This is a genomic window from Liquorilactobacillus mali KCTC 3596 = DSM 20444, from assembly GCF_000260415.1.
Taxonomy (GTDB): Bacteria; Bacillota; Bacilli; order Lactobacillales; family Lactobacillaceae; genus Liquorilactobacillus; species Liquorilactobacillus mali.
This window is the reverse complement of record NZ_BACP01000025.1, coordinates 33422-60266: the sequence shown is the minus strand read 5'-3', so window position 1 is coordinate 60266 and position 26845 is coordinate 33422. Positions and strand designations below refer to the sequence as shown.

The 26845-nt window shown below is 37.1% G+C and carries 23 protein-coding genes, 1 pseudogene and 1 riboswitch; of the genes and pseudogenes, 23 read left to right on the top strand and 1 reads right to left on the bottom strand.

The genetic code is table 11. The features are described from left to right. Positions 1 to 121 precede the first annotated feature (121 nt). The 5 genes and pseudogenes from GSM_RS03630 to clpB all read left to right on the top strand — a co-directional run bounded on the left by GSM_RS03630 (position 122) and on the right by clpB (position 6712). Positions 122 to 682, top strand: coding sequence for a nucleoside phosphorylase (locus GSM_RS03630; RefSeq protein ID WP_003690232.1), 561 nt, complete (start codon positions 122 to 124; stop codon positions 680 to 682). A gap of 225 nt (positions 683 to 907) precedes the next feature. Next, complete coding sequence (locus GSM_RS03625; RefSeq protein ID WP_003690233.1) at positions 908 to 1606, top strand: tRNA (adenine(22)-N(1))-methyltransferase; 699 nt, start codon at positions 908 to 910, stop codon at positions 1604 to 1606. Beyond that, a complete protein-coding gene (locus GSM_RS03620; protein WP_003690234.1) occupies positions 1599 to 2714 on the top strand; it encodes a Nif3-like dinuclear metal center hexameric protein in 1116 nt (371 codons plus the stop codon). The genes GSM_RS03625 and GSM_RS03620 overlap by 8 nt, the downstream gene beginning before the upstream one ends. Before the next feature lie 15 nt (positions 2715 to 2729). Next, on the top strand, positions 2730 to 3977 hold the full coding sequence (gene pepT, locus GSM_RS03615) for a peptidase T (RefSeq protein ID WP_003690235.1): 1248 nt from the start codon (positions 2730 to 2732) through the stop codon (positions 3975 to 3977). A 138-nt stretch (positions 3978 to 4115) separates the two neighbouring features. Beyond that, positions 4116 to 6712 (top strand): annotated as a pseudogene (gene clpB / locus GSM_RS13960) (ATP-dependent chaperone ClpB). Positions 6713 to 6795: 83 nt separating this feature from the next. Here clpB and GSM_RS03605 read toward each other — a convergent pair. After that, positions 6796 to 6975 (bottom strand): YjzD family protein, encoded by a 180-nt coding sequence (locus GSM_RS03605; RefSeq protein ID WP_003690238.1) that lies wholly within the window; start codon positions 6973 to 6975, stop codon positions 6796 to 6798. A 130-nt stretch (positions 6976 to 7105) separates the two neighbouring features. Here GSM_RS03605 and dnaE point away from each other — a divergent pair, with 130 nt between their 5' ends. The 18 genes from dnaE (at position 7106) to der (ending at position 26667) form a co-directional block, all read left to right on the top strand. Continuing rightward, positions 7106 to 10453: a DNA polymerase III subunit alpha gene (gene dnaE, locus GSM_RS03600; RefSeq protein WP_003690239.1), complete on the top strand. Its 3348-nt coding sequence runs from the start codon at positions 7106 to 7108 to the stop codon at positions 10451 to 10453. Between the two features lie 118 nt (positions 10454 to 10571). Beyond that, positions 10572 to 11534 (top strand): 6-phosphofructokinase, encoded by a 963-nt coding sequence (pfkA, locus tag GSM_RS03595; protein WP_010077819.1) that lies wholly within the window; start codon positions 10572 to 10574, stop codon positions 11532 to 11534. Positions 11535 to 11606: 72 nt separating this feature from the next. Then, positions 11607 to 13367 carry a pyruvate kinase gene (gene pyk / locus GSM_RS03590; RefSeq protein WP_003690242.1) on the top strand — a complete coding sequence of 587 codons (1761 nt, stop codon included), beginning with the start codon at positions 11607 to 11609 and terminating at the stop codon, positions 13365 to 13367. A gap of 293 nt (positions 13368 to 13660) precedes the next feature. Then, a complete protein-coding gene (locus GSM_RS03585) occupies positions 13661 to 14119 on the top strand; it encodes a DUF441 domain-containing protein (RefSeq protein ID WP_003690243.1) in 459 nt (152 codons plus the stop codon). Positions 14120 to 14131: 12 nt separating this feature from the next. Further along, positions 14132 to 14998: a CvfB family protein gene (locus GSM_RS03580; protein WP_003690244.1), complete on the top strand. Its 867-nt coding sequence runs from the start codon at positions 14132 to 14134 to the stop codon at positions 14996 to 14998. Positions 14999 to 15030: 32 nt separating this feature from the next. Then, a complete protein-coding gene (gene fur / locus GSM_RS03575; protein ID WP_003690246.1) occupies positions 15031 to 15486 on the top strand; it encodes a ferric iron uptake transcriptional regulator in 456 nt (151 codons plus the stop codon). Between the two features lie 33 nt (positions 15487 to 15519). Beyond that, entirely contained in the window at positions 15520 to 16407 is an 888-nt protein-coding gene (xerD, locus tag GSM_RS03570) for a site-specific tyrosine recombinase XerD (protein ID WP_029327357.1), read from the top strand. An 84-nt stretch (positions 16408 to 16491) separates the two neighbouring features. Further along, positions 16492 to 16854 (top strand): N-acetyltransferase, encoded by a 363-nt coding sequence (locus GSM_RS03565; RefSeq protein WP_003690248.1) that lies wholly within the window; start codon positions 16492 to 16494, stop codon positions 16852 to 16854. Beyond that, positions 16844 to 17614 (top strand): segregation and condensation protein A, encoded by a 771-nt coding sequence (locus GSM_RS03560; RefSeq protein ID WP_003690249.1) that lies wholly within the window; start codon positions 16844 to 16846, stop codon positions 17612 to 17614. Before GSM_RS03565 ends, GSM_RS03560 begins: the two co-directional genes overlap by 11 nt. Next, positions 17586 to 18179, top strand: coding sequence for an SMC-Scp complex subunit ScpB (gene scpB, locus GSM_RS03555; protein ID WP_003690250.1), 594 nt, complete (start codon positions 17586 to 17588; stop codon positions 18177 to 18179). Before GSM_RS03560 ends, scpB begins: the two co-directional genes overlap by 29 nt. Then, positions 18169 to 18918, top strand: coding sequence for a pseudouridine synthase (locus GSM_RS03550; protein ID WP_003690251.1), 750 nt, complete (start codon positions 18169 to 18171; stop codon positions 18916 to 18918). The genes scpB and GSM_RS03550 overlap by 11 nt, the downstream gene beginning before the upstream one ends. 59 nt (positions 18919 to 18977) lie before the next feature. Beyond that, a riboswitch (FMN riboswitch) is annotated at positions 18978 to 19098 on the top strand. A 107-nt stretch (positions 19099 to 19205) separates the two neighbouring features. Next, a complete protein-coding gene (locus tag GSM_RS03545; protein ID WP_010077818.1) occupies positions 19206 to 19784 on the top strand; it encodes an ECF transporter S component in 579 nt (192 codons plus the stop codon). Between the two features lie 232 nt (positions 19785 to 20016). Continuing rightward, positions 20017 to 21042 (top strand): helix-turn-helix domain-containing protein, encoded by a 1026-nt coding sequence (locus GSM_RS03540; protein ID WP_010077817.1) that lies wholly within the window; start codon positions 20017 to 20019, stop codon positions 21040 to 21042. Further along, positions 21035 to 22468 carry a RecQ family ATP-dependent DNA helicase gene (locus tag GSM_RS03535; RefSeq protein ID WP_004563416.1) on the top strand — a complete coding sequence of 478 codons (1434 nt, stop codon included), beginning with the start codon at positions 21035 to 21037 and terminating at the stop codon, positions 22466 to 22468. Before GSM_RS03540 ends, GSM_RS03535 begins: the two co-directional genes overlap by 8 nt. Positions 22469 to 22558: 90 nt before the next feature. Then, on the top strand, positions 22559 to 23179 hold the full coding sequence (locus GSM_RS03530; protein WP_004563417.1) for a LysM peptidoglycan-binding domain-containing protein: 621 nt from the start codon (positions 22559 to 22561) through the stop codon (positions 23177 to 23179). Between the two features lie 64 nt (positions 23180 to 23243). Next, positions 23244 to 23915, top strand: a complete 672-nt coding sequence (cmk, locus tag GSM_RS03525; RefSeq protein WP_004563418.1) for a (d)CMP kinase — start codon at positions 23244 to 23246, stop codon at positions 23913 to 23915. 91 nt (positions 23916 to 24006) lie between these two features. Then, entirely contained in the window at positions 24007 to 25215 is a 1209-nt protein-coding gene (gene rpsA / locus GSM_RS03520; RefSeq protein ID WP_004563419.1) for a 30S ribosomal protein S1, read from the top strand. A 141-nt stretch (positions 25216 to 25356) separates the two neighbouring features. Beyond that, positions 25357 to 26667: a ribosome biogenesis GTPase Der gene (gene der, locus GSM_RS03515; protein WP_004563420.1), complete on the top strand. Its 1311-nt coding sequence runs from the start codon at positions 25357 to 25359 to the stop codon at positions 26665 to 26667. Positions 26668 to 26845 lie beyond the last annotated feature (178 nt).

Below are 26845 nucleotides of genomic sequence, written 5' to 3'. Positions count from 1 at the left end.
TGCAAAAGTTTACCATTGCAGGTGCTGACTTGGGTGCTCCAGCTTTAATTGGCAGATTGGAAGAATTGGTGTCCAACATAGTATTGTCCAAGATGCAGTAATTGGAAGTTATGAGTGCGGCATGCAAAAGTTTACCATTGCAGGTGCTGACTTGGGTGCTCCAGCTTTAATTGGCAGATTGGAAGAATTGATGTCCGGTGGAATTGAAAATGTGATTTTGTTTGGAACATGTGGCGTTTTGGACAAAAACATTGACGCACATCAACTAATTATTCCAACTAGTGCAATCAGGGATGAAGGAACTAGCTTTCACTATGTACCTGCGAGTAATGAAATACAGATGAATCCAAATTCAGTCGCGAAATTGACAATGATTCTTGATGAATTGAATGTCGGTTATATGACTGCTAAAACCTGGACGACAGATGCTATTTTTCGTGAGACACCAGAAAAAGCAAAAGAAAGAATTGCGATGGGCTGCTCAGTTGTCGATATGGAAGCCTCAGCTGTTGCAGCTTGGGCGCGTTATCGGCATAAAAATGTCTATCAGTTTTTTTACACAGCAGATCATTTGAATATTGAAACGGGTGTTTGGGATAGGAGAAGTGATGAACGTGCACAGGCCCCATCAGTTTATGACTTTTTTGAGTTGGCACTTGAGATTGGGATTAGACTGAAATAATTAATGTATTTACAAAGAGGATGCTCAGCAAGTTAGTAAAATTTCGACATATGGAATAAACAAAGAGAATAGGTTAAAACTTAATTTTTGAATTAATTCATTGTAAAGACTGCGACGAGACAATTGTTTAAGGCAGTCTTTTTTTTGCACAAAATATCATTTTCTTTCATCTTTTTTTATTACTGAATTTTCGCTATACTTTAGTTATAAGAAGGAGTGTTTTTAATGGACGCAAGACATTTATCACAGCGACTTTTGCGGGTTGCCTCATATGTACCTGAGGATGCAAGACTGGCTGACATTGGATCTGATCATGCCTATTTGCCGGCATATCTTGGATTGAATAACCAACTTGCTTTTGCAATTGCTGGTGAGGTGGTTGAAGGACCATATCAGAATGCTGTCAATGAAATAAAAAAAGAAGGATTGAATAATCTGATTAAGGTTCGTCATGCTGACGGGCTAGCAGCTATCAATATTGAAGACAACATCAATGTGATCACAATTTGTGGAATGGGAGGGCCTTTAATTAGTGAGATTCTTGAAGAAGGACAGTTAAAATTAGCTAATCATCCATTACTGATTTTACAGCCGAATGTTGGTGAAAAACAGGTTCGCAACTGGCTTTTAACTAATAGTTACAGGATCATTGCTGAAGAGATTTTATCAGAAGATCATCATATCTATGAGATAATTGTTGCCAAGTATGATAAGAACGCTTTTGAGTTATCAGCAGAGGATTTGGAATTTGGACCATTTTTACGACAGCAAAAAAATGAGGTGTTTGTTGCTAAATGGCAAGAAGAATTACAGAAAATCAAATATGTTCTCGAAGAAATGAAAAAGGCAAGAGAGTTTCCGATTGCACAAGAACAAAAAATGTTAGCAAAGATTAAACGGATAGAAGGAATATTAGATGACTGATGTTAGTGAAATAGTTGCACGTTTTGAACAATTCGCACCACAAAACTGGGCAGAAAAAGGAGATCCAGTTGGTCTTCAATTAGGTAGTATGCAACAAAATGTTCACAAATTAATGGTGACGTTGGATGTTCGACCAGAAGTTGTTGCTGAAGCAATTAAAAACAATGTTGACTTTATTTTTGCACATCATCCTGCACTTTTTCGGCCAATAAAAAAATTCGACTTAGCCGTTCCGCAAAATAAAATGTATTCAGAGTTAATAAAGCATGGCATTACAGTTTACGCAGCACATACTAACCTTGACAATGCAAATGGCGGAATGAATGATTGGCTCGCGGGTTTGCTTGAACTAACAGATACTGAAATTCTTCTACCGCAGCGCGAAGAACGTCTATTAAAACTTGCAGTCTTTGTTCCTAAAGATTCTGCTGAAACTGTTAGAAATGCACTGACAGAGGCAGGGGCTGGAACGATTGGAGAATATCGAGATTGTTCTTATACAATCAGCGGAACTGGAAGATTTACACCGCAAGCTGATGCTAATCCAACTATTGGTAATTTATTAGAGCCAACGGAAGTTTCTGAGGATAAAATAGAAGTTGTTTTCTCCTACAATTTACTGTCTAAAATAATGAGGACAATGAGAGCAGTTCATCCTTATGAGGAACCGGCATTTGATTTGTTTCCCATTATGGAAAGTGGAGTTAAGTATGGGATGGGGAGAGTTGGTGACCTAAAAGATACAATGACTATCAGTGAATTTGCTGAGTATTGCAAGACAAAATTCAAAGTTGAACATTTGCGGGTAGTAACAGCAGATCCGACACGAGAAATCAAAAGAATAGCAATTCTGGGTGGAAGTGGTGGTCAATTTTACACCGATGCTTTGCGAAAGAAAGCAGATGTTTATGTGACTGGTGATATTTCTTATCACACAGGGCATGATATAATTGCAAGTGGGTTAACGGCAATAGACCCAGGTCACCATATTGAACAAGTCTGCAAACCACAGTTGCAGCGCTTATTCAAACAATGGAATAACGAATATGGATGGCAGATTGAAGTAATGCAATCTGAGATAAATACGGATCCATTCATGTTTATATAAAAGGAGAAGTTATTAATGGCAAAGTACGAAAAGTTGGTTCCAAGATTTATAGAATATGTTAAAAAAGAAACTCGTTCTGATGAGAACTCAACAACTGTTCCATCAACCCCAACACAGGTGGAATTTGCAAAGGACATTGCAAAAGAGCTAAAAAAGATAGGGTTAGAAAATGTTAGAATCTCTGCTAAAGATGGATATGTGTTTGCTACTTTACCAGCTAATATAAAAAATAAAGATGTCAAAAAGCTTGGATTTATTGCCCATATGGATACTGCGGATTTCAATGCAAAGGATGTTTCTCCGCAACTTCAAAAAAACTATGATGGGGAGTCCGTAATTAAGTTAGATAAAGCTGGCACATTAACACTTGATCCCAAAAATTTTCCAAATTTGAAAAAATATAAGGGTCATGATTTGATTACAACTGACGGAAGCACATTGTTAGGTGCTGATGATAAAGCAGGAGTTGCCGAGATCATTACAGCGGTTGAATATTTAGTTAATCATTCAGAGATCAAACATGGTGAAATTGAAGTTGGAATAGGGCCTGATGAGGAAATTGGAACAGGGGCTGACCATTTTGATGTTGCAGGTTTTGGTGCTGATATTGCCTATACTGTCGATGGTGGTCCATTGGGCGAACTTGAATATGAAACATTCAATGCTGCTGCTGCAAAGATAAAGGTCATTGGTAAAAACGTTCATCCAGCTACGGCTAAGAATGTAATGATCAATGCATTGCAACTTGCAATTGACTTTCATAATCAATTGCCACAAGATGAAGTTCCTGAAAAAACTGAGGGACGTCAAGGCTTTTTCCATTTATTGCAGTTGGATGGGACAGTTGATGAAGCGCAAATGGCATATATAATAAGAGATCATGATCGCGCAAAGTTTGAGGCTAGAAAAGAACTATTTAAAGAAATAATTAACAAAATGAATGCACAATTTTCAGAGCCAAGACTTATTTTAGATTTAAATGATCAATACTATAATATGCGTGAAGTGATTGAAAAAGATATGACTGTAGTTGAGCTTGCTAAATTAGCAATGAATAATTTAGATATCACACCTGTAATTTATCCCGTGCGTGGTGGGACGGATGGTTCTAAGATTTCGTTTATGGGATTACCGACACCGAATTTATTTGCCGGAGGTGAGAATATGCACTCGCGCTTCGAGTATGTCTCAGTTCAAGTTATGGAAAAAGCAACGGATGTAATTCTCGAAATTATTAAATTAACTAGTGAGCAAAACAGTTAACACAAACCTATGTTCGTATTATAATGATAGTAGAACAAAGGCGTGTTTTATGAACACCCAAAGAAACAAACGCCGATTGAAGTCCCTATTCAATCGGTTTTATTTTGTGAATAAAAAAGATGAAATGGAGTGAAGTTTATGCCAGAAGATCGATTAACAAGTGCTGTTCAGTCAGCGATTGCTGAGGCACAACAAGTAGCTATAACTAGACATCATCAAGAAATTGATATTCCAGAATTTTTCAAAGTGATTATACAACCTGGTGAGTTTGGAGCTGATCTTTTTCAGCGAACTGGAATTAACGTGGGTTTGTTTGAAAAAGAGATTGATGAGCAACTGGATAGAGTTTCAGTTGTTGAGGGACAAGTTTCGTATGGGCAAAACTTTAGTCAGAATTTAGCTAGATTAATACAAGAGGCGGAACAGCTAAGGCAAAAGCAAGGCGATGAGTATATTGCTTTAGATACAGTGATTTTAGCGCTTATGAAACTTAAAAATCACCCATTAAAGATTTATCTTGAAAAGCAAGGTTTGACGGAAAAAAATTAAAAGAAACGATCGATGACTTGCGGGGAGGAGAAAGAGTGACATCAAAAAATCAAGAAGAAAATTATAAGGCTTTAGAAAAATATGGTATTGATCTTGTAAAACAAGTTAGAAGTGGCAAACAGGATCCAGTCATCGGACGTGATGAGGAAATTCGAGATGTTGTTAGAATCTTATCACGCAAAACAAAGAATAATCCTGTGTTGATTGGTGAACCTGGTGTCGGTAAGACAGCGATTATTGAAGGCTTGGCACAAAGAATTGTACGCAAGGATATCCCAGACAACTTAAAAGACAAGAAGATTTTTTCTTTAGACATGGGAGCATTGATCGCTGGAGCAAAATATCGTGGTGAATTTGAAGAACGTCTTAAGTCTGTTCTGAAAGAAGTTACTAAGAGTGAAGGCCAGATTATTCTCTTTATTGATGAGATTCATAACATTGTTGGTGCAGGTAAGACCGAAGGAAGTATGGATGCTGGTAACCTATTAAAACCTATGCTTGCACGAGGTGAGCTGCATTTAATTGGTGCAACTACTTTAGATGAATACCGAGAATATATGGAAAAAGATAAGGCACTTGAACGTCGTTTCCAAAAAGTTTTGGTGCAAGAACCGTCAGTTGAAGATACAATTTCAATTTTACGTGGGCTGCGTGAACGTTTTGAGATTCATCACGGTGTTAGAATCCATGATAATGCACTCGTGGCTGCCGCCACACTATCAAATCGTTATGTAACAGATCGTTATTTGCCTGATAAGGCGATTGATCTTGTAGATGAAGCATGTGCAACAATTAGAGTTGAAATGAATTCAATGCCAACTGAGCTTGATCAAGTGACGCGTCAGTTGATGAGACAGGAAGTTGAAGAGGCTGCGTTGAAGAAAGAATCAGATGCAGCATCTAAAAAAAGACTGGCAGAATTACAAAGCGAGTTAGCGGAGACACGTGAAAAAGCCAATACATTGAAAATGCGTTGGGAAAATGAGAAAGAAGATATCCAGAAAGTCAGCAGCAAGAAGGCTGAATTGGATAAAGCAAGGCATGATCTTGAAGAGGCTGAAAATAATTATGATTTAGAGTTAGCCGCCAAATTGCAGCATGCAACGATTCCACAAATTGAAAAAGAGTTAAAGGAATTGGAACAGGTCGAACGGCCTGATAACTGGTTAGTTGAAGAATCGGTAACTGAGAATGAAATTGCCCAAGTTGTCAGCAGGACGACGGGTATTCCTGTTGCAAAGTTAGTTCAGGGAGAAAGAGAAAAACTCTTAAATCTGCCAACTGCCTTGCATAAACGTGTAATTGGACAAGATGAGGCTGTGGATGCAGTAGCTAACGCAGTTATTCGTGCGCGTGCTGGATTGCAGGACCCTAATCAGCCACTTGGTACATTCATGTTTCTTGGTCCAACAGGAGTTGGTAAAACGGAACTGGCTAAGGCTTTGGCTGAGAATTTGTTTGATTCCGAGAAGCACATGGTCAGAATTGATATGAGTGAATACATGGAGAAACAATCAGTGTCACGGTTGGTTGGTGCCGCCCCTGGATATGTTGGCTACGAAGAAGGTGGGCAACTGACTGAAGCTGTTAGACGAAATCCATATACGATTGTTTTACTAGATGAGGTTGAAAAAGCACATCCAGATGTATTTAATATCTTATTGCAGGTATTTGATGATGGGCGTTTGACGGATGGTCAGGGAAGAACTGTTGATTTCAAGAATACCATCATAATCATGACTTCAAATTTAGGGTCAGGTATTTTATTGGATAATGCAAGTGATGGTAAGATCACTGTTGAAACCAAACAACTAGTGATGAAGTTGGCGCAGCAGCACTTTAAGCCCGAATTTTTGAACAGAATCGATGATATTATCATGTTTACGCCATTGAGCCTTGCTGCAATTGAAGAAATTGTGGCTAAGTTCATTGACTTATTGTCAAGTAGACTGAGTGAACAAGAGGTTGAACTTAAAATTAGTGATGAGGCTAAACAGTGGATTGCTAAAGAAGGTTATGAGCCAGCCTATGGGGCAAGACCGCTTCAGAGATTTATCACGAATAAAGTTGAAACACCTCTTGCCAAAGAGATAATTGCAGGTAAAATCTTGCCACATTCGTTAGTTACGATTACGTTAGGTGAAGAACATAACTTGATTTTTGAGTCAACAGAAATTAAGGAATAGGAACTCCATTTTTTTTAATAAAGATAAAATAAATAAAAGGACTGAGTCAAAATTTAGTTTTTGATCCAGTCCTTTTATTTTTGCTATTTAGTTGGAGACTTTACAAAGTAGTTTAATCCATTTACGAGCAATAATCCGACTACCATCGCAAAGAGCCCGCTAAATAGTGGTGAAAATGTACCACCTGAAAGAGCGGCACTGATATAGCCAATGACTTCACCATAGATGAAGCCCCAAAATAAAATCGTTAACTGTTTAGCCATCTATGCAACACCTCACAATATAACTGTAGTTTAGCACATTTTTTGTAATTTGGCACTCCTTAAAAAGGTCCAGGATGTTTTTTTTTAAGAGTATTGCTATAATGTTAGATAAGAGTAAGGGGTGAATAATATGGGTGGTGCAGCACTTCAAGTGATTAGCAGTTATAGTTTGCTGCAAAGTTCAATTCGATTAAAAGATGTCATTAAAAGTGCTAAAGCAAAGGGATATACAGCATTAGCTTTAACAGATATCAATGTTATGTACGGAGTCCTTTCATTTTATGATGCATGTCGAGTTGAAGGCATTAAACCACTTATAGGGATGACACTAGAGACATCCACCGACAAAAAAGAAACACTGATTTTAATTGCTAAAAACGAGAACGGTTATCACAACTTGATTCAGATTTCGACTCAAAAACAATTGTTACTTGCAAAGAATGATGCAGAATTCATAATCAGGGAAAATGCCGCTCTTTTTGAAGATATAATTACGATAATTCCACCTGAGGATAGTTTTTTTGTCAACAAGCTATTGAATGGAGAGAGTGAACTTGCAAGTAAATATCTGAAACAAAGTAGAAATTTATTGCAAGAAAATTTGTATATTGGGATAAGTACAGCAACATCAGAGGCACTGTATGATAAAGTATTGCAATATGCAAATAAAATGAATATTAAGACCGTTGCTGTTGAATCTATCAAGTATTTAGAAAAGAATGATTTGTTTGTTTGTAAGGTCATGAATGCAATTAAGCAGAATAAACAGCTAGACAGTAAAGATTTGCAGTATGCAAATAATCTGAATGGTTCTGCATGGCTAAAACCGCTAAATGACATAAAGCAAAACTATTTAGAAAAAAATCGTTTTGAAGCATTTGAAAATATGATTTCTTTAACTAAACGAGTTGATTTCGCTTTTTCGCCAAAAAGAGTAATACTTCCAAAATTTCAAACACCGCAGGGCATTAATGCCAACATTTACTTGAAACAGCTTTGCAGCAGAGGAATGCAGGCAAGAATGCGAGATCAGCCGCAGAGTATAATTGAAAAATATCTGCAAAGGATGGACAAGGAATTAAATATCATTAAGAAAATGGGATTTGCAGACTATTTCTTAATTGTTTGGGATGTCACAAATTATGCTCATGAACATGGAATTTTGGTTGGTCCTGGCCGTGGCTCTGCAGCGGGTTCGCTGGTTTCGTATCTCCTAGGAATTACAGATGTTGACCCAATCAAATACAATTTGCTTTTTGAACGTTTTTTGAATGAAGAACGTGCACAAATGCCCGATATTGACTTGGATATTCCAGATAATCGACGACAGGAAATAATTGAATACGTTAATAGAAAATATGGTGAAAACCACGTGGCACAGATAATCACTTTTGGGACATTTGGTGCAAAACAGGCTTTGCGCGATGTTGCAAGAGTAATGGGTTTTTCGCAAGTAGAAAGTAATAATTGGAGTCGTGTAATTCCCAGTCAATTGGGAATTACACTGGCAGATGCTGAGAAGAAATCTATTCAGTTGCGGAATTTAATCAACGAAAATGAGCGCAATCAACTTTTATTTAAAACTGCGCTGCTACTGGAAGGCCTACCTAGACATTATTCAGTTCATGCTGCAGGAGTGATTCTAAGTGATGCAGATCTGAGAAAAGTAGTGCCATTGCAAATGGGTAACGATGATGTTTTGCTGACGCAATATACCAAAGATGATGTTGAACGTGTAGGATTGCTGAAAATTGATTTTTTAGGTTTAAGAAACCTAACGATTTTAAATAGTACATTGTCTGGGATAAAGAAAAATTTTGGCCAAACCGTTGATATAAATAAAATTTCATTGAATGATGAAGAGACGCTTAGTCTTTTTCAAAGGGCCGATACTAGCGGTGTATTTCAGTTTGAATCATCCGGTATTCGCAATGTTTTGCGTAATCTTTACCCAACTTCTTTTGAGGATATTGCTGCTGTAAATGCATTGTTTAGACCTGGTCCTATGGAGAATATCACACACTTTATAGCTCGTAAACATGGTAAGGAGAAGATTGTTTATCCAGATAATTCGCTAATTCCGATCCTGAAGAATACGTATGGGATTTTGGTTTATCAGGAGCAAGTTATGCAAGTTGCTTCTATAATGGGTGGATTTACTTTAGGGCAAGCCGATATATTGCGAAGAGCAATGAGTAAAAAGAAGGCTAGTGTAATTGAAGAATTGAAGTCCAAGTTTGTCGATGGCGCTGTAAAGTTGGGATATTCTCAAAAAAACGCAGAACGAGTCTACGATTATATTGAACGTTTTGCTAATTATGGATTTAACCGTTCGCATGCCATTGCATATTCTAAAATAGCATTTCAGCTTGCCTATTTAAAAGTTCACTATGCTGCGCCTTTTTTTGCAGCAATTTTGAATTCTGTTATCGGTGACAGAATAAAGACAAGAGATTTTATAGTTGAAGCAAAGCAGCATCAATTGCAGATTGAGACTCCAAATATAAACAGGAGCAATTATTATACTTTCTCTGGGAAAAAGAACTTGATTATTGGTTTGGGCAATATCAAGACCTTGCGCAGAGATTTTATCAAAGAAATCATTGAAGAACGTAAGAATACAGGTCGTTATAGTTCGTTTGATGACTTTATAAGAAGAATTAATCACAAGTTTTTAAAAGAGGAGCCACTTAAGGCTTTGATATATTCTGGCACTTTTGACTCGTTTTCTGAAAATCGTGCAACTTTATTGGGCAATCTTAGTAAAAAGATGAGCAATGTTGAGTTGAGTGGAGAGAGCAGTGAGTTGTTATCATTACTAGCACCCAAGCAGGAAAAATATACAGAACTTCCCTTGGAAGAGATTTTAGCCGGAGAGCAGAAGTATCTTGGAATTTTCCTTTCGGCTCATCCAGTAGAGCAGTTTGCGGAGGTTGCACAGCTGCATAACGCAAAGATGATAGCAAATGTTCACGAAAATGAGAAGCAGCAAATTTTGTGTTTGGTTAAGAAGATAAAAGTAATTAGAACAAAAACTGGTCAACAAATGGCTTTTTTAACGGTAGAGGATCAAACAGGCGAAATCGAATTGACGCTTTTTCCAGGTATTTTTGAAAAGGTTGATGATGATTTGAAAACAAATCAAGTTTATCTTGTTTCTGGAAAGAGTGAAAAACGCAATCAAAAGATACAAATTATCGTTTCAACGATGGTTTCAGCTGAAAGTTTGAAAACAGAAATGAAAGGAAGATTATTTTTAAGACTAACTGAAAATGATTCAAGCAGTATAAACAAACAACTTTTGAAAACATTACAGTTACATGCTGGAAAAGTTCCAGTTGTCTTGTATGAGGAGAAAAAAGCCGTGAAATGGGTTTTAGATGAAAAGTACTGGGTAAACAGGTCGCCAGAATTAGAAGAACAGTTAATAAAGTTGATTGGTAAAAACAACGTTGTCTTTCAAAATGAAAACAAATGAAAATATCATGTGATAAATTGAATTTAATTTGTAATTTTACAAGACATTTCCTCCTAAAAGTGATACTATAACCCTTGGAGAATGTGTTGTTCCATTATATTTACTTGAGGTGAAAAAAATGAAACGCATAGGTATTTTAACAAGTGGTGGAGATGCTTCTGGGATGAATGCTGCAGTCCGTTCGATTGCTCGTTCAGCTATTTCAGCGGGTCTAGAAGCTTATGGCATTAATTATGGTTTTGCAGGTTTGGTTGCTGGAAATATTCGTAGGTTAGAGTCAAAGGATATGGATGGTATCATTGATCGTGGTGGTACAATTTTATATTCAGCTCGTTTCCCTGAATTTGCGGAAGAAAAAACGCAGCTTAAGGGAATTGAACAGCTTAAGAAATTTGGGATTGATGCTTTAGTTGTGATCGGTGGAGATGGATCTTATCATGGTGCCGAGCGTCTTACACAGCATGGTTTTAATTCAATTGGTGTGCCAGGGACTATTGATAATGATATTCCTGGTACTGATTTTACAGTTGGTTTCGATACAGCTGTTAATGTTGCGCTTGATGCGCTTGACAGAATTAATGATACGGCTACTTCTCATCAGAGAACTTTCGTTGTCGAAGTCATGGGCCGTGGCGCCGGTGATATTGCATTATGGGCAGGAATTGGTGCTGATGCTGATGCAATTGTTATTCCTGAGCGTGAGTATGATGTTAAGGAAATTGCGGAACATCTTAAACGCAACTATGAGAACGGCAAGGAGCATGGTCTGATTGTTTTGGCTGAAGGTGTCATGTCTGCAGCTGATTTTAAAGAGCAACTTGATCAGTATGGTGATTTTGATAGTCGTGCGATCACATTGGGTCATGTTCAACGTGGTGGACGCCCAACTGCAAAAGATCGCGTTCTTGCAAGCATGTTTGGCGATTATGCTGTCCGACTCCTACTTGAGGGCAAGGGCGGTTTAGCAATTGGTATCAGAGACAACAAGTTAGTTGCGACTGATATCATCGATACCTTAGAGAACCATAAGCATATTACAGATGTATCATTGCTTGATTTGAATGATCGTCTTCGTTTCTAATGCACCAATAACTTTGTAAAGAATTGACATTAAAGTCGTCTTTAAAAATTATTCAAAGGGGAGATTTTACTCATGAAGAAAACCAAGATCGTAAGTACACTTGGTCCAGCTAGTAATAGTTTGGAAACAATCGTTAAGTTAATCGAAGCAGGTGCCAACGTATTCCGCTTTAACTTTTCTCACGGTGATCATGAAGAACATTTAGGACGTATTAAGCTTGTTCATGAAGCAGAGAAAATTACAGGAAAAATGGTTGGTATCATGCTTGATACCAAGGGTGCCGAGATTCGGACAACTGTTCAAAAAGAAGGCAAAATTCATTACGAAATCGGCGATGTAGTTCGTATTTCAATGGATAGTTCTATCGAAGGAACTCGTGAGAAGATCGCAGTTACTTATCCTGGATTGATTGATGATGTCCACGTAGGTGGTCACGTATTATTTGATGATGGTTTGATTGACATGCAGATCGAAGAAATCGATCAAGACAAAAAAGAATTAGTATGTAAAGTTTTGAATGCTGGTGTGTTAGGCTCACGTAAGGGTGTTAATGCTCCTGGTGTTTCTATCAACTTACCAGGTATTACTGAAAAAGATTCAGACGATATTCGTTTTGGTTTGGATAACGAAATTAACTTTATTGCAGCAAGTTTCGTTCGTAAGCCAGCAGATGTTTTAGATATTCGTGAATTACTTGAAGAAAAACATATGGAACACGTACAAATCTTCCCTAAGATTGAATCACAAGAAGGTATCGACAACTTTGACGAAATCATCAAAGTTTCAGATGGTTTGATGGTTGCTCGTGGTGATATGGGTGTTGAGATTCCTGTAGAAAATGTTCCGTTGGTTCAAAAGACATTGATTAAGAAATGTAATGCTCTTGGCAAGCCAGTTATTACTGCAACTCAAATGCTTGATTCAATGCAAGAAAACCCACGTCCTACACGTGCTGAAGCTTCAGATGTTGCCAATGCTGTATTTGATGGAACAGATGCAACAATGCTTTCTGGTGAAAGTGCTAATGGTGATTACCCAGTTGAAGCAGTTGCAACAATGGCACGTATCGATATTAAGGCTGAAAACACATTACGCGAACATCATACATTTTCAATCAATGACTTTGATAAGACAGATGTAACGGAAGCTGTTGGTCGTGCCGTTGCTGAAGCAGCTAACAATCTTGGAATTAAAACAATTGTTGCTGCTACAAAGTCTGGTCATACAGCACGTATGATTTCAAAATACCGTCCAGATGCTGATATCTTAGCTGTAACATTCGACGAACGTACTCGTCGTGGTTTATCAATCAACTGGGGTGTTCATCCTGTCCTTGCAGAAACACCTGCTTCAACTGATGATATGTTTGCTTTGGCAACAGAAAAGGCTAAAGAAGCTGGATTTGCTAAGGAAGGCGATTTGATCTTAATTACTGCTGGTGTCCCAGTTGGTGAAAAGGGAACAACAAATGTTATGAAGATTCAATTAATCGGTTCAAAGCTTGTTTCTGGTCAAGGTGTTGGTGATGAAACAGTTATTGGAAAAGCCGTTGTAGCTGGTTCAGCTGCAGAAGCTAATAAAAATGCTGTTGAAGGCGGAATCTTGGTTACAAAAACAACTGACAAGGAATACTTGCCTGCTATTGAAAAGTCGAGTGCTTTAATCGTTGAAAATGGTGGATTGACATCACATGCTGCTGTTGTAGGTATTTCTATGGGAATTCCTGTGATTGTTGGTGCAGAAGGTGCAACATCATTGATTTCAAATGATGAAGTTGTAACAGTTGATTCACGTCGTGGAATCGTCTATCGTGGTGCTTCAAGCGCACTTTAAGATTCTGAGATTAATTTTAAATAAAGAGAATAAGTGCTATAAAAGTTAGTTTTTCTAAATTTGTTGCACTTCTCAATGGAAAAGTTGTACCAAGGAAATTGATGGTACAACTTTTTTGTTTTGTCGGAATATTAAAAATGTACAGACATCAGATAGAATATTTCATAAATGATATTTTTTGTGAAAATAACTGGTTGCTTTCCCTTTTTTACTAAGTAAGATCAGATATTAATTAGCAATTTATATTGGTTTCGGGTAAAATAGGTAACGAATATATACATTGGGGTGGAAGAATGGAAAGTTGGATTTTTTTGGGAATTATTTTTTTAGTGGCTTTTTTTGCAAAGAATAATTCACTTACAATTGCTGCGGCAGTTGTTTTGGTATTGAAGGCAATCCCACTTACAAATAATTGGATGCCTGTAATACAAACAAAGGGTATCAATTGGGGTGTAACAGTTATTTCAGTTGCTATTCTCATCCCAATCGCTACTGGACAAATAACTTTTAATGACTTGATACAAATTTTCAAAACACCTGTAGGACTTATTTCAGTTGCCTGTGGTATCTTGGTAGCAGTTTTGTCTCGTCAAGGGATTTCTTTGCTGGCAGGTTCTCCTCAAGTGACAGTTGCTTTGGTGATTGGTACAATAATTGGTGTCGTCTTCTTGCGAGGAGTTGCTGCTGGTCCTGTAATTGCTTCAGGAATTGCTTATTGTATAATGAGTTTGTTACATGTGAGTCTTAACTAATGGAGGAAAATAATGGAAAAAGATAAAATGATTGGCCACATTATAGAAGCCCGTGTAACTGATCAGAATGATGATTTTTATTTCTTACAGTGTGAAGGAACAACTTTTAGATTGGCTAAAGAAGAGTCTGAGTCGGAACTAGTTAACGGAAGTTTGATTTCTGGATTTGCATATGAAAATGAGGATCATGAACTGCAGATAACAAAGAAAATTCCGACTAGTCAAATTGGCCGCTATGCATTTGGAGAAGTTGTTTCCAGTCGGCGCGACTTGGGTGTGTTTGTTGATATTGGGTTACCAAATAAGGATGTTGCAGTTTCACTTGATGAACTTCCTGAGTTGACAAACCTTTGGCCCAAAAAGGGCGATAGTTTAATGATTGCTCTTAGAGTTGACGCAAAAGGACGCCTTTGGGGAACAATTGCAAGTGAAGAAATTTTTAAAGGAATTTCTGGCAAAGCGGATGATAGTATGAAAAATAAAAATGTTGAAGCGATTGCTTATCGCTTAAAGTTGGCAGGTACTCATGTCATAACTTCAGATTTTGAATTAGGTTTTATTCATCCAAGCGAACGAGACCGTGAACCACGTTTGGGAGAACATCTCAATGCGCGAGTGATTGGAATCAGACCAGATGGAACACTGAATCTTTCATTGCGCAGAAGAGCGTATGAAGCAATCAGTGATGATGCACAGATGATTTTAGCAGCATTACAGCATTCTGAGGGTGTTCTAAGCTACACTGATAAATCTACACCAGCAGATATTAAAGATTATTTTGGAATCAGCAAGGGTCAATTCAAGCGTGCAGTCGGGCATCTGATGAAAGCTGGATTGGTAAAACAAACTGATGGGAAAATGTATCTTAACGAAAAATAACCATTTGATGTGAGAAAGAAGGAATTAATGTAATGGAATTTTTGGAGACACAAATAACTGACATTGAATCCCAACTTCATCAGGCTGGTTTGAAGTTAACACCGCAAAGACGTGCTACTGTCAGCACTCTTTTACATAATTGTGAAAAGCATCTCTCCGCCGAAGAATTATTTACTCTTATACGTAAAAAAGAGACAGATATCGGCTTAGCTACCGTTTATCGAACACTTGAAATTTTGTTTGAACTTGGGATAGTGAACAAGATTAATTTTGAAGATGGCATGTCGCGCTACGATTTAAGATTATCTGATCAGGGGCATTTTCATCACCATTTACTTTGCAATGTATGTGGTAAGGTTCAAGAGGTTCATGAGGATTTACTTTTAGATGTTGAAGAGGAAGTTAAAAATAAATTTGGTTTTGAGGTAACAGATCATCGTTTGATTTTTCACGGTATCTGTGCAGATTGCTTGGCAAAGAAGAAATAGGATCGGTAGAGCAGCAGTAACGAGGGTGAGTTTATCAAAGATACTATTTTAGATTATATACATTATTTAAAAGTAGAGCGTGGACTTTCTGAAAATACGGTTAGCAGCTATCAAAATGATTTGGTGCAATTTATAGCCTTTCTTGAAACACGAAAAATTGATAAATTCACAGTTATTACGAGACAGATTATTGTTGATTTTCTAGAATTAGAATCTAATCAGCAAAAAGCTACAAGTTCGATAGTACGCTCTGTGACTAGTTTAAGAAAGTTCTTTCAATATTTGGTTGAAGAGGGTATTATTCAAAATGATCCAATGGAATTAATTGATGCTCCCAAAAAGAGTGAGCATCTTCCAGAGGTACTCTCAACATCTGAAGTTGAAAAACTCTTGAATTCGCCTGATACTTCAAAGCCTCTTGGCATCAGAAATCGTGCCATTTTAGAGTTGATGTATGCTACTGGATTGCGTGTCAGTGAAGTTATTAATATTCAGCTTGCAGATTTACATCTGAGTTTGGGATTGATTCAGACGATTGGGAAGGGCCAAAAAGAAAGAATAGTCCCAATTGGAGATAAAGCTATTTCGTGGGTTGAGAAATACTTGAATAACATTCGTCCTAGGTTATTGAAGAAACAGCAAAGTAATTTTTTGTTTCTAAATCATCATGGGAGAAAGTTGACAAGACAAGGTATATGGAAAAACTTGAAAGCAGATGTTTTAAGGGCAGGGATTGAGAAAAATGTTACTCCGCATACGCTTAGGCATTCATTTGCGACTCATATCTTGGAAAATGGTGCAGATTTAAGAATCGTTCAGGAGCTTTTAGGACACTCAGATATCTCAACGACTCAGATCTATACACATTTGTCAAAGAGAAGATTAGCGGAAATTTACGGAAAATATCATCCACGTGCTTAGAATAAATTGTTTAAAGAATAGAATTATGATAAAGTTGGTGCAACTTTACTTATTAATACCTTTTTGAGACCACAGGAGGTCATCATGCTTTATAAGTATAAAAATGATTATGAGAAAATTACGATGGGGTTACTTTCATTTATCCCAGATTTAAAAGAGTACTCGCATTTAAAAACTGAATTGAATTGGTACAGTGGTGCTGATGAACGTTGCCTTTATCTTTGGAAAAATGATAATGGCGACTTTATCGGGGTTATTGGTGTTGAGATTTCGGATGATATCTTGATGGTACGTCATATTGCAATAACACCTGCAGAGAGAAATGAGGGTGTCAGCTTTGATATGCTTAGTGGATTATGCGAGTTATATCCAGGAAGAAAGATGATGGGGAGCCTCGAAACAGCTGGGCTAATTACAAAGTGGGAGCACCGTAATAATGGTAACTAGTTTTGAGAACCAGAAGTTGACTTTCAAAATAAAAAGTTTTGAAGGTCCTTTGGACTTGTTATTGCATCTTATAAAACAGAATCAAATGGACATTTATGATATTCCAATGACAGAAATAACTTCACAGTATATTGAAAAGTTGCATCAAATGCAGACGATGGAACTTGATATAGCTGGGGAGTATTTGGTGATGGCTTCCACATTATTAAATATAAAAAGTAAGATGCTCTTGCCCAATCACGATGAGTTGGAAGATGCTGAGACAATTGATGATCCAAGACTTGAACTTGTGCAACAACTTTTGGAACATCAGTGTTATCAAATGGCAGCTGAGAACCTGGATGAGCTTTTTGAATCAAGGGCATTACATTACACTAGAGAGCAAGCTGATGAGCCATGTGACACGCGTAAAGTGTTGCTGAGCGGCAGTCAGCCTGCAGTGCTCTTAAAACAGACTTTTGTACGACTACTGGCCAGCAAAAAAACGGTCATTGCAAAAAAGGGAAGCATTAGAAAAGAACACTTTACAATAGAGGGTGAAATGACAAATATTCTTTACCGTTTATTGAAGAACGGTTCTATCTCCTTTGATTCTTTAATTATTGAACAAGAAGTACAAGTTGAGAAAATTGTAACTTGTTTCCTAGCAATGCTAGAACTAGTAAAAAGAGGAACAATTGAGATAATTCAAAAACAAAGTTTAGATACCATTATTTTGAGGAGTGTAGTTAATGCAATCAACAATTCAAGCGGAGATTGAAGCTCTTCTTTTTGTTGCGGGAAATGAGGGGATATCCTTGACTCAGCTTTCGCAATTGACTGGATTGCTGAAGCCGGCTGTGATGGAGCAAATGGGCCTTTTAAATAAAAAATATGCGGAAGATCAAGGCTGTTGTCTTGAAATAATTACAACTAATGAGTTTTATCGCTTAGCCACTAAGAGCAAGTTTGCAGATCTTTTACGGGATTATTTTGAGGCTCCTAATATGTCGGCTCTTTCGCGTGCAGCATTAGAAGCACTTGCAATTATTGCGTATCAGCAGCCTGTTACACGTGTACGTATTGACGAAATTCGTGGTGTTAAGTCAAATGGATCAATTCAAAAGTTACTGGCGTTTGAATTGATTGAAGAAGCAGGGAGGCTTGATGCACCAGGCCGTCCAATTTTGTATAAAACAACAGAGAACTTTTTGAATTATTTTGGTCTGCATTCGTTAGCTGAATTACCACCCTTACCAGAGATATCTGAAGAAGAGGGTATGCTGAATAATGGAGAACAAAATTTACTAGACTTATTTAATGAGACCCTCGAAGATGGCGAATGAAAAAATAGGAGAAACAAATATGGAATCAAATGAACGTTTACAAAAGGTTATGGCAAATGCGGGCGTAGCTTCCAGGAGAGCATCTGAGAAGATGATTTTGGATGGAAAAGTATCTGTGAATGGCAAGGTAATTAAGGAACTTGGCACAAAGGTATCAAGTAACGATATAGTTGTAGTTGCTGGAAAAACTCTAGATACAGAAAAAAAGGTATATTTTCTCTTCTACAAACCACGCGGAGTTATTACCGCAGTAAGTGACGATAAGGGACGAAAAGTCGTAACCGATTATTTTAAGAACATTGAGCAACGAATTTATCCGGTGGGCAGACTTGATTATGATACTTCCGGATTGCTCTTGATGACTAATGATGGTGATTTGGCCAACAAGTTAATGCATCCAAAAAATAAGGTTGATAAAACCTATGTTGCTAAAGTTTCGGGTATACCAGAGAATGAAGATTTTAAAAAATTGCGTTTAGGTGTGATGATTGAGGGTAAAAAGACTGCACCTGCAAAAGCAAGACTGTTATCAGCAGATCAGAAAAAGAAAAAGGCTCTTGTTTCTTTGGTAATCCATGAAGGACGTTATCATCAAGTGAAAAAAATGTTTGATGCAATCGGTCACCCAGTGGAGAAGTTAAAGCGTGAAACATATGGTTTCTTAACATTGGATGGTTTAACCTCGGGAGATTATAGAGAATTAACGCACGATGAGGTTTTACGCCTTAAAAGTAAGTAAATAAATAGTTGCATTATTGTGTAGATAATGCTAAAATTCAAGAGTAATAAAATAATATGGTTTATCTTCAGGGGCAGGGTGAAACTCCCGACCGGCGGTGATAGTCCGCGACCTGCATTCGTGCAGTTGATTTGGTGTAAGTCCAAAACCGACAGTAAAGTCTGGATAAAGAAGATAGGGCTTGTTTGATTATAAAAAGTCAATTGAACCCTGTTGGTCTCTGATCAGCAGGTTTTTTTGTATTTTCAAATAGGACCCGTGAAGATGAACATCAGGAGGTTTTTTTGATGGTCTATACAGCTACACGTCGTTATGTTATTTCTGCTAGTTTAGCGGGTATTTCGTACTTATTGATGTTCTTGTCTTTTGTGGTAGTTCCACTGGTCCCTTACATGAAAGTCGATTTTTCGGATTTACCAATTCTTTTTGGTATGTTTATCCTTGGACCGCTTGGAGGAATTGAAATTGCTTTGATTCGTTCGATCCTCTATTTTCTAATTTCTGGTCCATCAATCGATAGACTGATTGGGGTGGCAACTAATTTTATTGCTTCGATGACATTTGCACTACCAATTTTTTACGCATTGCGTAAACGCTATGATGCAAGTATCTGGAACATTGTCCGTTCTATTTTCTTGGGAACACTAAGCCTAACTGTAATCTTATCGTTAGCCAATTATTTTGTAATTATGCCTTTATATATGAGTGTGTTAGGTATGAAGTTATCCATGCCACTAGCAAAACTTGTTTTAATTGGCATCGTTCCTTTCAATTTAATTAAGGGAATTTTGGTTGGAGCAGCATTTTGGATCTTGTTTGCTAAGATGAAAGAATGGCTTGTTAAGCAATCAATCGTTCTGAAATAGTCTTATTAGATAAATTTCTGTGCAGGATTAGAAGTAAAAAACTTCTAGTTCTGCCTTTTTAATTGTGAGCAAAGATTAGGTATAATATTATGCGAATGTTAATCATTGAAATAAATAGTCAGGCTTCTATTTGCTTTTTTTATTAATCTTTTTGCAGATAATATTAATGATACTGACTAAATATGTATTAATAATGTAGAATAACTATAGGATGTATAAGGGAGGTTAATTCTTGAACGATGATAAGTGGCTACTTTTCTTTTCAGATACTCAACCAAGAAGGCATGCAGTGATCAGGCAAGTGCTAAGTAATAAAAGGACTGTTTCAAGTCTGTATTGGGGAATGCAGTATCACATTTTGGATTGGCTGAATGTTGAACCTGAATTAGATGAAAAGCAATTTGATTTACAAATAGATAATCTGTGTGAAAAAGGGTATCTTGCTGCAACTTCGAAAGGTCTTATATTATCAGCGGCTGGAATTATCCAGAAAAAGGATTATCAAAAAAAGAGCTATATAATAACTGAACCATCGCTTTTTCAGCATATAGATGAGAAACAATGGCTTGAACTCCTGCCGCTATTGATTCAAGTAATATCTGAGCTATCGTATCATAATCACCGTTATTACGTGGTTGGTTCCTCAATTAGAGCTCAGCTTTTCTTTAAAAACTGGTATCAAAATATTGCGAATAAGAATGATCTTGCTAGTAGTTTAAAACAGTTGCTTAAACTTTTTTTGGAGCATCTTCCCCAAGAACAATCCAATATTTTTATGGCACTTTTCAGTGGACATGAAACTATCGGAAAGACAACTGAACAAGTTGCAACCATGCTTCCAAAGTTCTCACATGAAGATGTTGTCTCATTATGGAGGGATTTAAGCATGCAATTTGCATTTTTTCTTCTAGAGGGAGACTCTAATTTTAGACGGTTAGTCGTTCCGCTAAGTACCAAGGAAAAACTATCCAAAAGTGCGTTAATCACTTATCAACTGTTCAATGACAATCTTAGCATAGAACAAATCGCAGAAAAGCGTAGATTAAGGGTGAGTACAATTAAGGAGCATTTGTTGGAAAGTGCAATTTTACGTGATGATTTTGTATACCACAGGCTTATAACTACAGATGATTACAGCATTATGACGAGTACTTTCATAGGAGAGACGATTGACTGGGATTATAAGCAGTTAGACGACCACATTGAGTTTTTCAAATTTAGATTATTCCAGATTGAAAGGAGCAAAAGGATTGAATAATTTGCAATTAAAGCAACTTTTAAAGCAATATTTTGGATATTCTGAGTTTAAAAAGGGACAGATTGAGATCATCAAAAGCCTGCTTGCAAATAATTCAACATTAGGTATTCTACCAACGGGAACAGGTAAATCTTTGTGTTATCAGTTAACTGGCAAGATTATTAGGAAACCAGTATTGATAATATCTCCACTTTTGTCTTTGATGAATGATCAGGTAGAACAATTAAAATATAGCGGTGAGAAAAAAGTTGTGGCATTGACGTCTGAATTATCATATAACGAGAAAGACTTTATTTTGAATAACATAGCATCTTATTCATTCATTTATGTATCACCGGAAATGTTAAAAAATGATAAAGTTGCACTTCAATTATCAAAAATAGATATTGGACTCCTAGTCGTTGATGAGGCTCATTGCATTTCACAATGGGGACCCGATTTTAGACCAGATTATTTGCGCATTAAAAACTTCCGTAAATTGTTACATTGCCCGCTTACGCTGGCTCTGACTGCGACAGCAACAAGTGAAGTTGCTCATGATATACAGGTTAATTTATTTGATAGCAGCGAGACTTCGCATGTAATCCGGTATTCTGTTGATCGTCCTAATATTTTTTTGGCCGTACACGAGTCACCATCTTCTACAGAAAAAAATATGTACTTGATAGAATTAATTTCTCAGCTTAATGGGCCAGGTTTAATTTATTTCTCGAGTAAGAAACAGGCTGATAGAATTAGTGAGATGATCAGAATAAAAACTAATTTGCGCGCGGCGTCATATCACGCAGATTTAAGTGTAATGAATCGATATACGATACAGCATCAGTTTATGGAAAATCAGTTAGACATTGTCTGTGCTACCAGCGCTTTTGGAATGGGGATAAACAAGCAGGATGTGCGCTACGTCATACATTACCATCTACCGAGTGACTTGAGTAGCTATGTGCAAGAAATTGGGAGAGCGGGTAGGGATGGAAAAAGAAGTATTGCAGTCTTATTGTATTCAAAAACAGATATTGGATTACAGCAACAGCTCAGCATAGACAGTTTGCCTGATGATTTTGATATTGATAATTTTAATACTGCTAGTGAACTTGATGATCCATCCAGTACGGATAGAGTCTTGCAGTATTATTTTGACCAAAATATAAAGACTGACAAAATTAAAGCAATTTTCTCTAAGAGACGTAAGGAAAAATTAGAGAAATTAAATGTACTGTTGCGATATATTACAAATGATGGATGCAGAAGAAAATATTTACTAAAATATTTTAGGGAAAGTGTGATACCTGAGCATAACGAAAAATGTTGTCAATTAAGGGGAGAAGAATTGAAGTTAAATGAGTTTAAGTTTGAAAAAAAGAAATATAAAGAGGATTCACTTGTGAACTACAAGGTAATTCTTGAATCTTTTTTTAAGACTTAGTGATTAAATGTAATTCTTGAGTAAAGAACTATGACTTGCTGTGGTAACGTATGGTAGAATAATAAATGATTATTTGAGGGGGAAATTTTTATGAGTCGTAAAACTCCGGACCAAAAACAACAACCTTGGGATAAATCTTTTGATGATGCTCGTGACAATAGTGGCAACTATTCACGAACAGCTAGTCGAAAGAGTAACCGAGCAAATAGCGTGTTAACCACATCATTATTAGTTGTTTTCATTGCAATTATTTTAGGAACAGTTGCGCTTTATTTTATTTCGCAGAAAACTTCACAGTCTTCTTCTGGAGGTAGTGACAATGTAGGTGTAGTTGAATCAAGCTCTAGCAAGAAGAGCAGTAGTAGTTCAAAAAAAGAATCATCATCTAAAAAGAGCTCATCAAGTTCAGTCGCTGAATCATCATCTTCTGAGTCTACTAAAGAGTATACCGAAGCAGAAACTTCAAGCAGTTCGAGTGAAGTAGCGACAACTGCATCGAGTTCGAGCGAGACTGCAGATTCGTCCAGTTCATACAGTACAATATCGAGCTCTTCGTCAACCAGTGCTCAATATGTAACAGTTGTTGCTGGACAGGGAATCTATCGTGTTGCTGTCAATAATGGATTGACCGTTCAAGAGCTGCTTGAGCTGAACCCAACACTGAGTTCAGGTTCAACACTTACTCCTGGTGAGTCAGTTCGTATCAAATAGTGTGGTCTTAATAAACACATAATAGAGATAGAAAATAATATTTTCATGGAGAGGTTTAGTCAAGATGGGGAAGTTATTACAAGTTGCAATTGATGGACCAGCTTCGGCTGGGAAAAGTACAGTTGCAAAACTTGTCGCACATAAATTAAATTACATATACTGTGATACCGGTGCAATGTATCGTGCTGTCACTTGGGCGGCAATTCATGATAGGGTTCAACTTGATGACGAAGAGTCATTAGGGACAATTTTGGACAATATCGATATTAAGTTTGTGCCATCAGCTGATGGACAAAGAGTTTTTGTGAATGAAAAAGAAGTGACAGAAGAAATTAGAATGCCTGAAATCAGTAATAATGTTTCTACAGTTGCTGCTCAGGTTTCGGTCCGCAAGTATCTCACAGATTTACAGCAAAAGATCGCACGTGATGGTGGAATCGTAATGGATGGCAGAGATATCGGAACAACTGTCTTGCCCAATGCTGAAGTTAAAATTTTTATGGTAGCAAGTGTGAAGGAAAGAGCGTTGAGGAGATATAAGGAAAATATTGAAAAGGGCATACAGACACCACTTGGGGTTCTGGAGCGAGAAATAGAAGAGCGCGACCGTAAGGATTCTACCAGAATAATTTCGCCGCTTGTAAAAGCTGATGATGCTGCTCAATTAGACACAACAAGCCTAACAATTGAGCAAGTTGTTGACAAAATAATGAAAATAATTGAAAAAAAAGCTTGAAATCTCACTAAAAGTGTATTTTAACTGGAATTTTTGATTGAATTCAGCTAGAATAGAGATTAGAGTTGAGTCGTTAAGGAGGACATGGTCCATGAGTGAATCAGATGAAAACAAGGATTTATTAGAAGCTTTAAATAGCGTAAATGAAGTAAAAATAGGTGATGTCGTTAAGGGTGAAGTTTTAGCCATTGATGATGCTAAACAAGTGATTGTTGGAATTGAAGGAGCAGGTGTTGAAGGTGTGGTTCCATTTAAGGAACTTAGCTTGAAGCCTGATCAAGAAGTGTCAGATGACGTGACTATAGGTGATGTAATTGACTTAGTAGTCATTTCTCGTATTGGTTCCGACAAAGAAGGCGGTAGCTACTTATTATCACAACGTCGTCTTGAAGCACGTAAAATTTGGGATGATATTGAGAAGAAGTTTGAAGCTGGTGAGACGATTACAGCTCCTGTAACACAAGTGGTTAAAGGAGGCCTAGTAGTTGATGCTGGTGTTCGTGGATTTATTCCAGCGTCAATGGTTGATGATCGTTTTGTTGAAGACTTGAATCAATACAAGAATCAAGAACTTGAGCTCAAGATTATTGAAATTGAACCAAGTGAGAATCGTTTGATTCTTTCTCATAAGGAAATCGTTAAGGCAGCCCGTGAAGCTAAGAAAGCAGAGACATTAGCAAACTTAGTTGTGGGTGATGTTGTCGAAGGGAAAGTTGCACGACTAACAAGCTTCGGTGCATTTGTTGATTTAGGTGGCGTGGATGGATTAGTTCATGTTTCAGAAATCTCATACGAACGTGTTAACAAGCCTTCTGATGTACTTAAGGTTGGTGAAACTGTTAAGGTTAAGGTGCTTTCAATTGATACTGAAAGAGATCGTATTTCACTTTCAATCAAACAGACATTACCACAACCATGGGATAATATTACAGAAAAAGTTGCTGAAGGTGATGTACTTGAAGGAACAGTTAAGCGTCTTACAAGCTTTGGTGCATTTGTAGAAGTATTCCCTGGTGTTGAAGGTCTTGTGCATATTTCTCAAATTTCACACAAACATATTGCTACACCAAATGAAGTTTTGACTTCTGGCGAAACAATTAAAGTGAAGGTCTTAAATGTGCATGCTGATGAGCATAGACTGGCACTTTCAGTTAAAGCACTTGAGGAAAAGCCAAGTGCTGCTGGTGAAGCTAAGAAAGAAAAAGCTCCAGAAGGAAAAGTTGATCTTCCAGATGAAAGTACAGGCTTTACACTTGGTGATCTTGTTGGTGATTTGAAGGATGAGGATCATCAAGATTAGTCACTTGATTGTATGTTTTTTTAGTATGATAAATCTAGTAGTTATTCTTTAGCACAGAAACGGTAGATTGTTGAACAAATCTATCGTTTTTTTGCTGATATGAGTGTATTTTAAATTTAAATAGAAAAGAGGGATGCAAAAATGGCAAATCCAGTTGTAGCAATTGTTGGTCGACCTAATGTTGGTAAATCAACCGTTTTTAATAGAATTGCGGGAGAAAGAATTTCTATTGTTGAAGATGTTCCTGGAGTCACGCGGGATAGAATTTACGCCCATAGTGAGTGGCTCGGACAGAAGTTTAATTTAATTGATACTGGGGGAATTGATATTGGTGACGAACCATTTCTGACCCAGATTACAGAACAAGCTGAAATTGCAATTGATGAGGCTGATGTAATTGTTTTTGTTGTCAGTGTTCGTGAAGGAATAACCGATGCTGATGAAAAAGTCGCGCGAATTCTTTATAAATCTGATAAACCAGTTATTTTGGCGGTTAATAAAGTTGATAATCCTGAATTAAGGGGAGATATTTTTGATTTTTATTCACTTGGTTTTGGCGAACCACTAGCTGTTTCCAGTACACACGGAATTGGTGTTGGTGATTTACTTGACAAAATCTGCCATTCTTTTCCAGAGAATCAAGTCGAAGAAGAAGATAAAACAATTAGATTTAGTTTGATTGGTCGCCCTAATGTGGGAAAGTCATCACTTGTAAATGCTATTTTAGGTGAAAACCGTGTAATTGTTTCAAACATTGAAGGGACAACCAGGGATGCAATTGATACACCTTTTATTTCAAGTCAAGGTGATGAATTCACAGTTATTGATACGGCGGGAATCAGAAAACGTGGGAAGGTTTACGAAAATACTGAAAAGTATTCTGTTTTAAGAGCCATGAGGGCAATCGATCGTTCAGATGTCGTTTTGGTAGTATTAAATGCTGAAGAAGGAATTCGAGAACAAGATAAAAAAGTTGCAGGTTATGCTCACGAAGCAGGGCGTGGTATTATTATTCTTGTTAATAAATGGGATACACTAAAGAAGAATAATCGTACAATGATAGAGTTTGAGGAAAAAATTCGTCAGGAATTTCAGTATCTTAGCTACGCGCCAATAATTTTTGTTTCAGCCGTGACGAAGCAAAGGTTAGATAAGTTACCTGCTTTGATTAAGCAAATCAATGAGAACCATCAACGAAGGATTCCTTCTGCTGTACTGAACGATGTGATCATGGATGCAATTGCTCGTAATCCTACACCAACTGATCATGGCAAGCGTCTTAGAGTCTTTTACACGACACAAGTTGCGGTTAAACCGCCTACATTTGTTGTCTTTGTTAACGATCCTGAGCTAATGCATTTTTCGTATCAAAGATTCCTAGAGAATCAGATACGTGATTCATTTGATTTTACTGGTACACCTGTTCATTTAATTGAACGCAAGCGTAAATAGTTTTAATTAATTGGTCAATATGTTAAACTTAATATTTTATTAATATTTAGCAGGTATCAGAAAGGTTAAATTTTTAAAAAAAGGTGAAAAACCTTGTTATATTAGGCTTTATATGCTATCTTATTTAAAGAGATAATGATTTGTTAGTCATTGTTTCGTCATTACGACAAGGGCGAAA

What these genes read in the sequence shown, in the direction of transcription:
- pfkA (WP_010077819.1), top strand. Translation starts at nt 10,572, where the DNA reads ATGAAACGCATAGGTATTTTAACAAGTGGTGGAGATGCTTCTGGGATG.
- GSM_RS03565 (WP_003690248.1), top strand. Translation starts at nt 16,492, where the DNA reads ATGCTTTATAAGTATAAAAATGATTATGAGAAAATTACGATGGGGTTA.
- GSM_RS03560 (WP_003690249.1), top strand. Translation starts at nt 16,844, where the DNA reads ATGGTAACTAGTTTTGAGAACCAGAAGTTGACTTTCAAAATAAAAAGT.
- GSM_RS03620 (WP_003690234.1), top strand. Translation starts at nt 1,599, where the DNA reads ATGACTGATGTTAGTGAAATAGTTGCACGTTTTGAACAATTCGCACCA.
- dnaE (WP_003690239.1), top strand. Translation starts at nt 7,106, where the DNA reads ATGGGTGGTGCAGCACTTCAAGTGATTAGCAGTTATAGTTTGCTGCAA.
- scpB (WP_003690250.1), top strand. Translation starts at nt 17,586, where the DNA reads ATGCAATCAACAATTCAAGCGGAGATTGAAGCTCTTCTTTTTGTTGCG.
- GSM_RS03530 (WP_004563417.1), top strand. Translation starts at nt 22,559, where the DNA reads ATGAGTCGTAAAACTCCGGACCAAAAACAACAACCTTGGGATAAATCT.
- rpsA (WP_004563419.1), top strand. Translation starts at nt 24,007, where the DNA reads ATGAGTGAATCAGATGAAAACAAGGATTTATTAGAAGCTTTAAATAGC.
- cmk (WP_004563418.1), top strand. Translation starts at nt 23,244, where the DNA reads ATGGGGAAGTTATTACAAGTTGCAATTGATGGACCAGCTTCGGCTGGG.
- GSM_RS03585 (WP_003690243.1), top strand. Translation starts at nt 13,661, where the DNA reads ATGGAAAGTTGGATTTTTTTGGGAATTATTTTTTTAGTGGCTTTTTTT.
- GSM_RS03580 (WP_003690244.1), top strand. Translation starts at nt 14,132, where the DNA reads ATGGAAAAAGATAAAATGATTGGCCACATTATAGAAGCCCGTGTAACT.
- der (WP_004563420.1), top strand. Translation starts at nt 25,357, where the DNA reads ATGGCAAATCCAGTTGTAGCAATTGTTGGTCGACCTAATGTTGGTAAA.
- pyk (WP_003690242.1), top strand. Translation starts at nt 11,607, where the DNA reads ATGAAGAAAACCAAGATCGTAAGTACACTTGGTCCAGCTAGTAATAGT.
- GSM_RS03625 (WP_003690233.1), top strand. Translation starts at nt 908, where the DNA reads ATGGACGCAAGACATTTATCACAGCGACTTTTGCGGGTTGCCTCATAT.
- GSM_RS03630 (WP_003690232.1), top strand. Translation starts at nt 122, where the DNA reads ATGCAAAAGTTTACCATTGCAGGTGCTGACTTGGGTGCTCCAGCTTTA.
- GSM_RS03545 (WP_010077818.1), top strand. Translation starts at nt 19,206, where the DNA reads ATGGTCTATACAGCTACACGTCGTTATGTTATTTCTGCTAGTTTAGCG.
- GSM_RS03550 (WP_003690251.1), top strand. Translation starts at nt 18,169, where the DNA reads ATGGCGAATGAAAAAATAGGAGAAACAAATATGGAATCAAATGAACGT.
- pepT (WP_003690235.1), top strand. Translation starts at nt 2,730, where the DNA reads ATGGCAAAGTACGAAAAGTTGGTTCCAAGATTTATAGAATATGTTAAA.
- GSM_RS03605 (WP_003690238.1), bottom strand. Translation starts at nt 6,975, where the DNA reads ATGGCTAAACAGTTAACGATTTTATTTTGGGGCTTCATCTATGGTGAA.
- fur (WP_003690246.1), top strand. Translation starts at nt 15,031, where the DNA reads ATGGAATTTTTGGAGACACAAATAACTGACATTGAATCCCAACTTCAT.